The sequence below is a fragment of the Paenibacillus sp. BR1-192 genome, assembly GCF_029542445.1.
Taxonomy (GTDB): domain Bacteria; phylum Bacillota; class Bacilli; order Paenibacillales; family Paenibacillaceae; genus Paenibacillus_AQ; species Paenibacillus_AQ lautus_A.
Genome location: NZ_CP120718.1, coordinates 519,303 through 532,320, shown reverse-complemented (window position 1 = coordinate 532,320; position 13,018 = coordinate 519,303). Strand labels below are relative to the sequence as shown.

Annotated in this window: 10 protein-coding genes; 3 read left to right on the top strand and 7 right to left on the bottom strand. The window is 53.4% G+C overall.

Annotated features, from left to right (window positions below; all coding sequences use genetic code 11):
• Window positions 1-4: 4 nt before the first annotated feature.
• The gene (locus tag P0X86_RS02305) at window positions 5-1,948 is read right to left on the bottom strand and encodes a glycoside hydrolase family 3 N-terminal domain-containing protein (protein WP_277747675.1); all 1,944 of its coding nucleotides are present in this window, start codon (window positions 1,946-1,948) and stop codon (window positions 5-7) included.
• 35 nt (window positions 1,949-1,983) lie between these two features.
• Here P0X86_RS02305 and P0X86_RS02300 point away from each other — a divergent pair, with 35 nt between their 5' ends.
• Entirely contained in the window at window positions 1,984-2,139 is a 156-nt protein-coding gene (locus P0X86_RS02300; RefSeq protein WP_277747674.1) for a hypothetical protein, read from the top strand.
• Between the two features lie 20 nt (window positions 2,140-2,159).
• Here P0X86_RS02300 and P0X86_RS02295 read toward each other — a convergent pair whose 3' ends face one another.
• The 6 genes from P0X86_RS02295 to P0X86_RS02270 all read right to left on the bottom strand — a co-directional run bounded on the left by P0X86_RS02295 (window position 2,160) and on the right by P0X86_RS02270 (window position 9,626).
• Complete coding sequence (locus P0X86_RS02295; RefSeq protein WP_009593690.1) at window positions 2,160-2,984, bottom strand: carbohydrate ABC transporter permease; 825 nt, start codon at window positions 2,982-2,984, stop codon at window positions 2,160-2,162.
• On the bottom strand, window positions 2,965-3,933 hold the full coding sequence (locus P0X86_RS02290; protein ID WP_277747673.1) for a carbohydrate ABC transporter permease: 969 nt from the start codon (window positions 3,931-3,933) through the stop codon (window positions 2,965-2,967). The genes P0X86_RS02295 and P0X86_RS02290 overlap by 20 nt, the downstream gene beginning before the upstream one ends.
• Window positions 3,934-4,053: 120 nt before the next feature.
• Window positions 4,054-5,301 (bottom strand): ABC transporter substrate-binding protein, encoded by a 1,248-nt coding sequence (locus tag P0X86_RS02285; protein ID WP_277747672.1) that lies wholly within the window; start codon window positions 5,299-5,301, stop codon window positions 4,054-4,056.
• A gap of 173 nt (window positions 5,302-5,474) precedes the next feature.
• A complete protein-coding gene (locus tag P0X86_RS02280) occupies window positions 5,475-7,031 on the bottom strand; it encodes a response regulator (RefSeq protein WP_277747671.1) in 1,557 nt (518 codons plus the stop codon).
• A gap of 6 nt (window positions 7,032-7,037) precedes the next feature.
• Window positions 7,038-8,840, bottom strand: a complete 1,803-nt coding sequence (locus P0X86_RS02275) for a sensor histidine kinase (RefSeq protein WP_277747670.1) — start codon at window positions 8,838-8,840, stop codon at window positions 7,038-7,040.
• Between the two features lie 42 nt (window positions 8,841-8,882).
• On the bottom strand, window positions 8,883-9,626 hold the full coding sequence (locus P0X86_RS02270) for a helix-turn-helix domain-containing protein (protein ID WP_096774748.1): 744 nt from the start codon (window positions 9,624-9,626) through the stop codon (window positions 8,883-8,885).
• Window positions 9,627-9,737: 111 nt separating this feature from the next.
• Between P0X86_RS02270 and P0X86_RS02265 the strand changes: the two genes are divergently transcribed.
• Window positions 9,738-12,026: a glycoside hydrolase family 65 protein gene (locus P0X86_RS02265; RefSeq protein WP_277747669.1), complete on the top strand. Its 2,289-nt coding sequence runs from the start codon at window positions 9,738-9,740 to the stop codon at window positions 12,024-12,026.
• A 201-nt stretch (window positions 12,027-12,227) separates the two neighbouring features.
• The gene (gene pgmB / locus P0X86_RS02260; protein ID WP_277747668.1) at window positions 12,228-12,902 is read left to right on the top strand and encodes a beta-phosphoglucomutase; all 675 of its coding nucleotides are present in this window, start codon (window positions 12,228-12,230) and stop codon (window positions 12,900-12,902) included.
• Window positions 12,903-13,018 lie beyond the last annotated feature (116 nt).

Sequence of the window (13,018 nt, the reverse complement as noted above, 5' to 3'; positions counted from 1 at the left end):
CCCTTTATTCAACAACCTCAAGCTCAGCCTGCAGTCCTTCCTCCGAATGCGGTCCGACCCAGACATGGAACTTTCCGGGCTCTACCGTAAATTCAAGCCTTTCATCCAGCAGTCCCAATTCTTCACGTCCCAGAGTAAAATGTACCTCACGGCTTTCACCAGGCTGCAGCCGCACCTTGGAAAATCCCTTCAGCTCTTTGACCGGCCGGGTCGAGCTTGCCACCAAGTCGCGGATGTAGAGCTGCGCGGTTTCCTCGCCGGCTCTGGATCCCGTATTCGTGATGCTCACGGATACACGGACGGATTCGTCCCGGCCGATCTGATGCCGATCCAGCTGCAGATCCGTATATTCGAACGTTGTATAACTGAGGCCGTACCCGAACGGATACAGCGGAGAATCGTCGCAATCGATATAATCTTCGTACAGATGGGGCCGCCCGGTATTCTTCCGGTTGTAATACATCGGAATTTGGCCCGTCGCGCGCGGAACGGTAACCGGCAGGCGACCGCTCGGATTGTACTTGCCCGTCAGCACGTCTACAAGCGCTAGGCCTGTGGCGGTTCCCAAATGCCAAGCTTCCACCACGGCATCGGCTTGCTCATGCAGCCATGGAGTCGCAAGCGGCCGTCCGTTCATCAGCACGGCGACGACCGGCGTGTCAGTCTGACGCTTCAGCTCCCGTATCAGGTGCTCCTGGCAGGATGGAAGCGTAATGGACGTCACATTGTAGTGCTCGCCGGTCATCGCTTCGGATTCGCCGACAACGACCACGGCGACATCGCACTGCTTGGCAAGCTGAACGGCACGCTCGACTCCGCCGTCCAGATCCTCCAGTATGCCGCTGCCCTGCTCGTATAACACCTCGGCCTTCGGTGCGATTTCCGATTGAAAAGCATCCCGCACCGTGACAACGTCCTCATCCCGGCCTTTCCAAGCCCAGCAGCCCATTGAATTATGGCGATCATCGGCCAGCGGCCCGATCAGGGCCAGCTTCCTGTGCTTGCCGGTATCCAGCGGCAACATCCCGCCGCGATTCTGCAGGAGCACGATCGATTTCCGGGCGCTGTCCCTGGCCTGGGCCAGGTGCGCCGCTGGAATGGCCCGCCCTTTCAGCAGATCTCCGGCTTCTTCGCCTTCATCGCTTACATACGGGTTCTCGAACAATCCGAGGCGGAATTTCACCCTCAAAATGCGAAGCACCGCGTCATCCAACAGCTGAAGCAGCTCGGGGTTATCCTGGACCAGCGCCTCCAGATGATCGAGATAGACGCCGGAATGCATGTCCATGTCGACGCCGGCGTTAAGCCCCTTCCACGCGGAATCCTTCCGGTCCTCCGCATAGCCATGGTAGATCAGCTCTTCGATCGACTCCCAGTCGCTGACCACCATGCCGTCAAAGCCCCACTCCCGCTTCAATATATCCCGCAGCAGATAGCGGCTTCCGGAAGCGGGAACCCCATTGAGTTCGCTGAAAGCACTCATCACCGACAGAGCGCCTGCCCGAATCCCGTGCTCGAACGGCGGCAGCACGGTTTCCCGCAGCGTCCGCTCCGACATGTCCGTCGTATCATAGTCCCGGCCGCCTTCAATCCAGCCATAACCGGCAAAATGCTTCACGCAAGCCGCTACGGTCGGATTACCGTCCCCGTTTGGACTTTGAAATCCTCTTACCTTGGCGGCAGCGGCCAGGGAGGACAGATAGGCATCCTCCCCCGTGCTCTCCGCGATGCGGCCCCACCGGGGGTCGCGCGTCACGTCCACCATCGGGGCAAAAGTCCAGCGGATGCCTTCCGCTGCCGCTTCTTCTGCCGCAATGCGGGCGTTCTCCTCCATCCCGTCGAGATCCCAGCTGGCGGCTTCGCCGAGCGGAATCGGAAAGATGGTGCGAAAACCGTGAATGACGTCATCCCCGATGAGAAGAGGAATCCCCAGCCGCGTTTCCTCCACGGCCAGCCGCTGGAGCTCGTTGATTTTTTCGGACCATGCACATTCAACAGCGACCCGATCTTGCCTTCGGCAACCAGCTTCAGCTCCCGCTCCTCGCACCGGCCGTACTGAACCGTTTGACCGATCTTCTCGGCCAAGGTCATCTGCGCGAGAAGGTCCTTCGCACGCTGTTCCACGTTATCCATGTCTAATCCCTCCCGATGCTTCTATATCAGCCTTTGACGCCTGCGTTCGAAATCCCCTCGATATATTGGCGCTGGAACAGGAAGAAGAACAGGATGATCGGCAGCGTGGACAGCACGACCCCCGCCATGATCATCGGCGTATTCTCGAAGAACATATCCTTCACGCTGTTCAGGCCGACCACCAGCACATACATTTCCGGCGTATTCGCCAGCGTGCTCGGAACGAGGTAACTGTTCCAGGTTCCGGCAAATGCAAGGATCGACATCGTAATCAGCGATGAGCGGGCCAGGGGATACACGATCCGCCAGAAAGCGCCCATCTTCGTCAAGCCATCCATCCGCGCAGCCTCCAGGAACTCGTTCGGAACCGAGATGAAGAACTGGCGGAGCATGAAGATGTACAAGCCTTGATAGAGGAAGGGCACCGTCAATCCCCAGAACGTGTTCAGCCATCCGAGCTGCGCCACGTTCACGTATACCGGGATCAGGATCATATGGTACGGCACCATCATGGTGGCCACGACGATCCAGTATATCAGTCCTTTTCCCTTGAAATTCAGCTTGGCCAGCGCAAAGCCGGCCATCGGGTTAATGATCAGGTTCCCGATGACAACGACGCCGGTCATGATCACGGTGTTCATGAACCATCTCGGCACGTTGTACGCATCGTTCGTGAAGAAGATTTTGAAGTTCTCGAACGTCCAGTTGGCCGGCGACGTCAGGGTATTGACATGGCGCATCGGGATGACGGACGTATAGATGGTATAGAGAAAAGGAAGGGCGAATAAGAGCCCCAGGATGATCGTGCCGATGTACAGAAACGGCCGACCTTTATTCGTTCGGGTCAACATTACTCTCACTCCTTCTCATCCAGGAATTTTTTTGCAGGTACGTAATCAGCATGATGATCATGAAGAACAGCACCACCGCCGCGCTTCCGTATCCAATGTTCATGTAACGGATCCCGTGCTGGTAGAAATACGTTACCACCGTGCTGGTAGCGCCGGCCGGCGAGCCGAGCGCGCCATAACGGGAAATCGCGGCAATTTGGTCGTAGATCTGGAAACCGGCGATCGTCGACACCGACACGATGAAGAACGTGATCGGCTTCAGGAACGGCACCGTAATGTAGCGGAATTTGTTCCACTTGGACGCCCCGTCGATCTCGCCCGCTTCATACAGATCCTTCGGAATTTCCTGCAGGCCCGACAAGTACACAATCATGGTGAAGCCGGCTTGCTGGAAGATAAACAGAATACATACGAATAAGAGCGCATAGCTGGTATCCGCAAACCAAGTCACGTTCCCGAAGCCTAAAGCTCCGAAAAATTTCGTCAGGAAGGTGCCCTGCTTGAAGAGCATCATGAACACGGTCGTGATCGCGATCTGCGAGGTAATATAAGGAATGAAGAACACGGTCCGGAATATCCCCTTGCCCTTCAGCTTCTGGTTCACCAGGATCGCCAAGAGCAGACCGAGCAGGGTCTGAATCGGAATCGAGATGACCACGATTTCCAGGGAGTGAAGCAGCGCCCGGAAGAATTCTTTATCTTGCAGAATGGTGACATAGTTTTCGAGGCCGATGAATTTGGCCTGGTCCAGGGCAGCAAAGTTCGCATCCTGAAAACTTCTTACGAAAGACTGGATGAATGGATACAGAAACCACCATGCCCACAAAATCAAAAAGGGCAGCGTAAACAACCAGCCCAGCGTCTTATCGGAGTCTGCCAGCGAACGGAACCAGGATTGCCTGGTCTTGTTCCCTTTCATATCAGCGTGCTTGCTGCTGTAATCGGACATAAGTTATCCCCCGCTTCCAAACTTAAATTGGTTGGTTCATGAGAAACCCCCACAAAGTGGTGTGAACAAAGGCTCCCGCTCCCCTGATAACAAGGAGCGGGAGCGGGTGTTGCCTCTTTCTTATTTGAACTGGCTTTGAATGTCGTCGAGAATTTGCTGAGCCGTTTTACCGGAGCCGCCCAGAATCAGGCCTTCCAATTCTTTCACGAGCTCATCCGTAAAGCGCTTGGTATCCGTTGGGTACCCATAGTCCGTGCTGTACTCCAGCGCAGGCTGCAGCGCCTTGAATTCAGGGTTCTTCTCGAAATACTGCTCGGACAGCGAGGATACGGCCGGATTGAAGCCAAGCTCCATGAATGCGGTTTGCGTATCGTCGTTGGTCATGTAATAAGCAGCCTTCAGCGCAGCTTCTTTGTTCTTCGCGTCTTTCAATACCATGTAAGCGTCAGAGCTCATGGTGCTTCCGTTCGTCGTTCCTTTCGGAACCGGAATGGCCACCATTTTCAGGTCCGGATTCGCATCCTTCAGGTACCCTTTGTACCAGTAACCGCCTGTACTCATTGCGCCTTGCCCATTGCTGAATACTTCGCCGTCCCAGCCGAAGCCGAGCGATTTCGGCGTAACCGCCAGTCCTTGGTCATACATGTCGATGATCATTTCCAGCGCTTTGACGTTCTCTGGGGAGTTGATGGTCGCACCATTGCCCCAGCCGCCGCCGAAGCTCTTCACGTAGTTCGTGATATGGAAGGCATCCAGGTTCACGATAATGCCCTTCACATCGCCTTTGTTCAGCACTTTGGCCGCATCGATAACTTCATCCCATGTGGTTGGGTACTCGCCGAGGCCGGCATCCTTCCACATTTGCTCATTGATGAAGAACATCGCCGGCATATCGCTGTTCGGCACGCCGTACTGCTTGCCGTCCACGTTCCAGATTTTCTTCGATGTATCCGGGAAACGGCTCATGTCCACGCCCGTGGTTTGAACCAGATCGTCGATCGGCGAGAACAGCCCTTTATTGATGTACTCGTAAGCACCTTCGTTGGACATCTTGATGAAGTCGGGCGCTACGCCCGCAGCAATTTCACCCGGAAGCGTGTTCCAGAATTGCTCGCTGCTCGGATATTGTTTAATTTTTAGTTCGATCTCCGGATACTGCTCGGAGATGGTGTCAGCCGCTTTCTGATAAATCTCCAAATCCTGCGCCGTACCCCAGAATCCGAAATTCACCGTTACTTTTTCAGCAGCGTCTCCGGCTCCATTATCTGTATTGTCAGCGCTTTTACTGCCGCCGCAAGCGGTTAAACCCACAACAAGAGCCAGGCACAAAACCAGCATGGCCGAAAACTTCTTGTTCCATTTACCCATGATGCTACCCCCCACGTTTCTTTTCGTTTTACCTTACATCTTCATGATAAAGAGCCGGGACAACAAAAAAAATTAATCAAATGATGATTAATTTTTTAAAATTGACTATTTTTTTATAAATAGATTGCACTGCACGAGCGTTTTTATGAAAAATCACACTTTCTTCTCTAATATCACACTTCATCTTTCCTATATTGTTTAGGAGAAAAGCCTGTGTATTTCTGGAATACAATGGCGAAATGGGCCTGATTATTGAATCCCACCATCTCGGCAACGTCATAAATTTTGTAGCGATAGTCCTTGAGGAGCACCTTCGCCTTCTCGATCCGAAGCTCGTTAATATAATCGAACAGGCCCTGACCGACCTCTTGCTTAAACAATCGGCTGACATAATTCGGACTGACGTGGAACAAATCCCCGAACAATTTCAAGGAAAGGCTCTCCGGGTAGTGCTCCTCCGTATATTCCATAATATTGCGCGTGAGCTGGCTGAAACCTCTCAGCTCCAGATGGCTGCGATTCTTGAGCCGCTCCTCGAACAAGGCACGGTATGCGGCCGACAGCTGCCCGAACTCATGGATCTCTTCAAAGGCCGATGTTTCTTCTTGAACGTCTCCCCCGCCCGGTACACCCGTGCCCTCTCCGATCATAAACAGCAGACCTTCGTATACCTTGCGGACATCCTTCTCTTCCATGCATTCTTCTTGCGCCAGAAACCTCTCCCACTGGGACAGCAGCTCCAGGAAGCGCTCGTTCGCCTCCTCCCTGAGGGCAGACTTCATCTGGCTTAAATAGGCATCGGCCTGTCTATAGACGTGCTCACCCTTCTGTTTCAGATGCTGATAATAAAAGATCGACGTATCCGGGTGGTAGAATCGATGGGACAGCGCTTTGCCCGCCTGCTCGTAGCCCGTCCGAATGCCGTCGAAATCGGCAAACCAGTCGCTGATGCCCAGCACGATGTCGATATTGACAAACCGCTTGAGCGCCGAACTGATCATTTGCACCATTTTATTGACGCGCGTCAACGAGGCCAGCAGGCTTTTCAGCTCGCTGTTGCTGATGAATACGGCACTGCACTGTTCATCCAGCTGAAGATATTCGACTTCCTTCTCCGTGGACAGAATCTCGCTGACGACGTTCTGCACCGTATTCGGCAGGATCGACTCGGTTTCCTTGGCGTACCTTTTGATAACCGTGTGATAATCTTTGATTCTGAAAAGGACGACGTACATATTGCCCTCTTTGAGCTCCGTTTCATGCAGATCATGAACATGGCCTCGGAGAGCGTCAAATAATATCTGCTCCTTCCGGTTGCCCGCCGTAGCCGGCCCGACTTGAGCCGGAATCCCCCGGCTCCCAAACTGCTCCCGGACGCTCTTCAGCATCGCAGTCAGCTCGCGTTCATTCATGTCGGGTTTGTGGAAATAATCAAAAGCCCCCAGTTTCAACGCTTCCTTCACGTAGGCAATATCATCGAAGCTGCTCAACACGACCGTTTGAACCGGGATCTGCCGGTCCTTAATCGTCCGGAGCACCTCGAGCCCGTCCATCTTCGGCATTTTGATATCCAGCAGAACCACGTCCGGCACCGTTTCCGTTATCAGACGCAGCGCTTCTTCGCCGTCGCCCGCTTCACCGACAATGTCCACGCCCTGAGCTTCCCAGTCAATCGCCGATTTGATCCCGATCCGAACGAGCGGCTCGTCATCTACTATAAGTATTCGCACTTTCTATCACCCTGCTTCTTCTGTGATGATCGGAACCCGAAGCCATGCGACCGTTCCGCCCTGTTCTCCCCTTTGGATACACAGGCCGTACTCGGGCCCGAAATGAAGGGATATCCGGTTCCGTATATTGTTCAGTCCGATCGAGTTGAAGGTATCCTGCGGACCTTCCTGCTCCACCTTCGCCTGTCCACCCTCCGGAAAACCGCGCCCGTTATCGCATACCTTCATGATCAGCGCATCCGATTCCTCATAAATCGATATGACAAGGCTGCCCTTGTAATCGATGCCTTCAAAGCCATGGAAAACCGCGTTCTCCACAAGGGGCTGAAGCAGAAACTTCAAGGTCCTATGATTCATTACGGCCGGATCCACCTCGTACGTGACATCAAATTTATTAAAATAGCGGAAATCGAGAATTTTCGTATAGTTCTCCATGAATTCGACTTCCTCTGCAATGGTCACGTAGTCGCCTTCCTTCTTCACCGTAAACTTGATGACCGAAGAGAAAGCCTGCAGCGCTTCTTCAATGCCCGTTGCCCCCTGAATCTTGGCCATCCACTTGATCACGTTCAGCGTGTTGTAGATAAAATGCGGACGAATCTGCGATTGCAGCGCATTCATCTCCAGGTTCCGCTTCTCCTCTTCCTCCACGTAAATCCGCTCGATTAAATCGCGAATTTCGTGCAGCATCTGGTCCACGGTATGACTAATCACCCCGATTTCGCCGTGCTGCTTTGTATCAAAGCTTACGTCAAGCTGACCTTGGGAGACAAGCTTCATTTTGCTGTTCAGCACCGCCAGCGGCTTCATGATCGTGGTGGCGATCCGGGCCGAGATCAGGATGGACAGCACGAGCAGCAGGATCAACGCACCGATCAGAATAGCCACCATCAGGTACACGATCGAGAACAAATCCTTCTTCGGGATGACCGTGACCGCCTTCCAATTCGCCATGGAAGAGGAAGAAGAAATCATGTAGGTATCCCGACTGATCTGCGTGTTGACCTGGCCGTCCGCGTTATATTGAAAGTCGCTTCCCAATACCTCGGACGCCGCCAGTCCGATTTCCTCGGGGTGAACGCTGTGCACGATATGATCGGTTTCGTCGATCAAGTAAAAATTCGTATTCTCGGAAAATGCCGACTCGCTCCACAGCGTCTTGAGTTTATCCACCGAAATATTAAAAAGGATAAACCCGAGATCCTCCTTCGTGTACGGATCCAAGATGGCCCTGCCCACTGACACGACCGGAATTCCCTTCGTTGACAGCAGTCGCTCCTGATGAATCCCTACCGGGACAAAGCCGCCATATGCTTCCCTGATCTTCCGGACAAAAGGCTCGCGGGTAAACTGCTCCTTGAAATAAGCGAAGTTCATATATTCCCGGTTGCTTCGGCCGATGATGGACCGGCTGTTCTCGTGGTAGATAACCACGGAGTCAATCAAGTCCGAATACAGCATGATCCCGCTCTGGATCAAGCCGTTCACTTTATCGAAATCCTGCCCCCGCTCCAGCAATGGATACGTCACCTTGCCGTAATCCTTCCGCATAATGGGGTACACCGTGGAGTCCTGGATCGGGAACATGGACAGCCGGAGCAGCGGCTGCAGGGAGGTATCGATATTTTTCATGATTTGTTTGTTGTTCTCCACGGCGGCATCAATCATCGTGCTCCGATTATTCTCCACGTAGACCCAGGATACGATGCCGCCGATCAGAAGGAGGGGAACGATGATGAAGGCGGAGAACGCCGCAATCAGTTTCTTCTCCAGACTTAAGTGAAGCATTTTCTGCTTTAGTTTCTTCATGGGCCGCGTCTCTCTTTTCTCGTTGTTCGATAGGATCGTCCTTTACCGCGCCGTTCCGCTTATTCGGAATTTTCTCGGCGTCATTCCCGTAAAATTCTTGAATAATTGCGTATAATAACTCTGGCTGCAGAACTTGAACGTAAACGCGATTTCGGATATCGACTGGTTCGTATTAGCCAGCAAATGCTTGGATTCCTCAATCTTCCGCCGATTAATAAAGGTGGTTATGGCTTCGCCCGTCTCCCGCTTGAAACGATCGGACAGGTAGCTCGGGTGGACCTTCAAATATTCCGCGACCCTCTGCAGGGTCAGCTCCTCGAAAATATGCTCCCGGATGTAATAGATCGCCAGGTTCACAATGTGAGAGAACGACACGTCTTCCTTCTCGGAGCGGATCATCGACACAAACTGCACCAGCATCTCATATTCAAAATGAACCAGCCGCTCCACATCGCTCATTCGCTCGATCTCGAGGATCAGCGTGTCGCTTAAATGAAAGGCGATCTCGGGATCCACGCCGCCTTTGATAATGGCCCGGGTAAATAAGGTGCAGGAGGCAATCAAGGCATTCTTCTTCGATCGAAGCGGATACGTCGCCAGCACGGCCGCTTCCAGCTCGTTAATTTTGCGCAGCATGTCCATGGCTCTATTCTCATCGCCGAAGCGGATCGCTTCCAGCAGCTCGTGCTCATAGTCGAACGGGGGATGGATAAAATTCTCGCGCAAATAATGCATGCGGGAAGAAAGGTAAAAGGGTTGGTTTCCAGAACGTGAAGGCTCTTTCATTATTTCCCCACCACCTAAAAATATTGATAAAAACCTTGATATTTTAGTATAACATAACTCCGATTGGCTCTAAAATTCAAGCATAACCATGCTAGGAAGGAAGTGTAGACCATGACCTGGAATATATCAAATCCTGATTTGTCGCAGCAAGCCCTGCTGAATATGGAAAGTATTTTTGCACTCGGCAACGGTTACCTGGGTGTGCGCGGCAACTTCGAAGAAGGCTACGGAGATCGCCTGTCCACCATTCGCGGCACCTACCTGAACGCTTTCCACGACGTGATTGAAATCCCTTACGGCGAGAAGCTCTTCGCCTTTCCCGATACACAGCAAAAGCTCGTTAACAATATTGATGCCCAAACGGTCCTGATCTATTTAGGCGACGAGAAAGAACCCTTCCGCCTGGATCACGGAACGATCACTGCCCATGAACGCCGCTTGCATATGGACAAGGGGTACTCCGAACGAATCGTGCAGTGGAAATCGCCCGAGGGCAAAGAGATCAAGCTGACCTTCCGCCGTCTGGTGTCCTTCTCGCACCGGGAGCTGTTCGCCATCGACGTTCGGATGGAGCCGGTCAATTTCAACGGCCAGGTTCGCATCGTTTCCACCGTGAACGGCAAAGTGAAGAACTACACCAATGCCAACGATCCCCGGGTAGGCGCAGGGCATGCGGAACGGATGACCGTCATCGATGCCGGCGTCAAGGGCAGCGATGCCTATGTCGTAGACGAGACGATGGCGTCCATGCTGCGTGCCGCTTGCGTGACCCGTCATCGCTTGAATGCCGATGCGGACATTCAGCTCGAAGCCGGAACCGGAGAGGTTACGTTCACGGCTGTCCTTCCATTGACCGGACCGATCCACTTTACGAAATACAATCTGTATACCGACAGTCTTCGTCACGGGCAAGAGATGATCGAGCGCGGCATTCAGCTGCAGGAGGAGTTGAAGGATACTTCGTTCGAGCAGTTGCTTGCCGAGCAGGGCGAGTATCTGAACGACTACTGGAAATCGGCCGACGTCGTGATTCAGAACGATGACCAGCTCCAGGAAGGCATCCGCTTCAATCTATTCCAGCTGCTGCAATCCGCCGGACGGGACAAGCACAGCAACATTTCCGCCAAAGGACTGAGCGGCGAAGGTTATGAAGGCCATTATTTCTGGGACACGGAGATTTACATGTTCCCTGTATTTCTGATGACGCAGCCGGACATTGCGCGCCAGCTGCTGCTGTATCGTTATTCCACGCTGGAGCAGGCGAGAGACAGAGCGCGGGAAATGGGACACCGGCAAGGGGCGCTGTTCCCGTGGCGCACGATCTCCGGAACGGAATGCTCCTCCTTCTTCCCTTCGGGAACGGCGCAATACCATATCAGCGCAGATATCGCCTACAGCTATATTCAGTATTATCTCGCCGAGCAGGACCGGGATTTCCTCTTGTCCTACGGGGCCGAGGTGCTGATCGAAACCGCCCGCCTGTGGGCCGACATCGGCCACTATTATAACGGCGCTTTCCATATCGATGAGGTGACGGGGCCGGATGAGTATACCTGCTGCGTGAACAACAACTATTACACAAACGTCATGGCAAAGCATAACCTGAAATGGGCCGCCAAAAGCTGCGCCATTCTGGAATCCCACGATGCGCAAGGCTTCAAATCCCTGTGCGGCCGACTTGGCGTAACCGCGGATGAAATTTCCGCTTGGGCGAAGGCGGCGGACGCCATGCTGCTCCCGTATGATGAAGCACTCGGCATTAACCCGCAGGACGATACGTTCCTTCGCAAAGCGGTATGGGATTTCGAGAACACGCCGGAGGACAAATATCCGCTGCTGCTGAACTATCACCCGCTCACCATTTACCGTTATCAGGTGTGCAAACAAGCCGATACGGTGCTCGCCCACTTCCTGCTGGAAGACGAGCAAAGCTTGGAAACGATCCAGCGTTCGTATGATTACTATGAAGGCATCACGACGCATGATTCGTCGCTGTCTTCCTGCATCTTCAGCATCATGGCCTCAAAGATCGGCAATATGGACAAAGCGTATGAGTATTTCATCGAGACGGCACGCCTCGACCTGGACAATACGCACGGCAATACGAAGGACGGCCTGCACATGGCCAACATGGGCGGTACCTGGATGTCGATCGTCTACGGCTTTGCCGGCATGCGTCTGAAGGAAAGCGGACTTTCCCTCTCCCCGGCCATTCCGAAGGACTGGGAGAAGTATGCGTTCCGCTTGAACTTCCGCGGCCGTCTCATCGGCGTATCCATCGAAAAGGACGGCGTGACCTTGGAGATCGTCGAAGGCGATTCCATCGAGATCAAGCTGTACGACGAGGCCATAACGCTTGAAGCCGGGAAACCTGTGAAACATGCGCTGCAGAGCAAATAACGATGTTTAGGCATTAGATGCTTGCCTTCCCTAAACGTAGGGCATCACTCCCGGTTTGCGAGGAAAACGATCGATCGTCAAATTTTTCGACATAGTTTTCTATGAAAACAGACCGCGATAAACCGTCATTTTTCTTGCGTTATCCGGAAGTCCCCGTTTCGGGCTTATACTTTCTGATATCTCAAAAAGGAGCTATAAGATATGAATGAAACACGCAAGCTGAAGGCTGTCATCTTTGACTTGGACGGCGTCATTACCGATACCGCGGAGTATCATTATCAGGCATGGAAAGCCACGGCAACCGAGCTGGGCATTCCCTTCACGAGAGAATTCAACGAGAATCTCAAAGGGGTATCCCGCATGGATTCCCTGAAGCTCCTGTTAAGCCAGGCGGAGACGCCTGTAAACTATTCCGATGAAGAGCTGGTACAGCTGGCTGACCGCAAAAATAAGCGGTACGTCGAGCTGATCGAAACGATCACGCCAGCCGACCTGCTGCCAGGGATAACGAAGTTTGTCTCAGACATCCGGTCGGCCGGCCTGAAGACCGGCATCGCGTCCGCCAGCAAAAACGCCATCGCCGTGCTTACACGGCTTGGGGTCATGGACCAGTTCGACGTGATCGTCGACGTAACCAAGCTGAAGAACAATAAACCGGACCCGGAAATATTCCTCACCGCTGCCGCAGAGCTTGGCGTAGAGCCTGCCGACTGCATCGGCGTGGAGGATGCCGCCTCCGGCGTTGACGCCATCAAGGGCGCCGGCATGTTCGCCGTCGCGATCGGCAACGCCGCGCATTTCCCGCATGCGGATATCGTGCTGTCCAGCACGAAGGAGCTGAATTTCCGTGAGCTGGCGCAGAAATTCGAAGGTTGATAAAGAAATGTAAGGGTGCTCCTAAGGGAGCGCCCTTTTTCGTATGCCCTCCCATTCTTTGCAACCACCCGCCATCTTCGTTAGACTGTAGTTGGTAGTGAGTACAGTAACCTTCC

What these genes read in the sequence shown, in the direction of transcription:
- P0X86_RS02300 (WP_277747674.1), top strand. Translation starts at nt 1,984, where the DNA reads ATGCACATTCAACAGCGACCCGATCTTGCCTTCGGCAACCAGCTTCAG.
- P0X86_RS02295 (WP_009593690.1), bottom strand. Translation starts at nt 2,984, where the DNA reads ATGTTGACCCGAACGAATAAAGGTCGGCCGTTTCTGTACATCGGCACG.
- P0X86_RS02290 (WP_277747673.1), bottom strand. Translation starts at nt 3,933, where the DNA reads ATGTCCGATTACAGCAGCAAGCACGCTGATATGAAAGGGAACAAGACC.
- P0X86_RS02285 (WP_277747672.1), bottom strand. Translation starts at nt 5,301, where the DNA reads ATGGGTAAATGGAACAAGAAGTTTTCGGCCATGCTGGTTTTGTGCCTG.
- P0X86_RS02275 (WP_277747670.1), bottom strand. Translation starts at nt 8,840, where the DNA reads ATGAAGAAACTAAAGCAGAAAATGCTTCACTTAAGTCTGGAGAAGAAA.
- P0X86_RS02270 (WP_096774748.1), bottom strand. Translation starts at nt 9,626, where the DNA reads ATGAAAGAGCCTTCACGTTCTGGAAACCAACCCTTTTACCTTTCTTCC.
- P0X86_RS02265 (WP_277747669.1), top strand. Translation starts at nt 9,738, where the DNA reads ATGACCTGGAATATATCAAATCCTGATTTGTCGCAGCAAGCCCTGCTG.
- pgmB (WP_277747668.1), top strand. Translation starts at nt 12,228, where the DNA reads ATGAATGAAACACGCAAGCTGAAGGCTGTCATCTTTGACTTGGACGGC.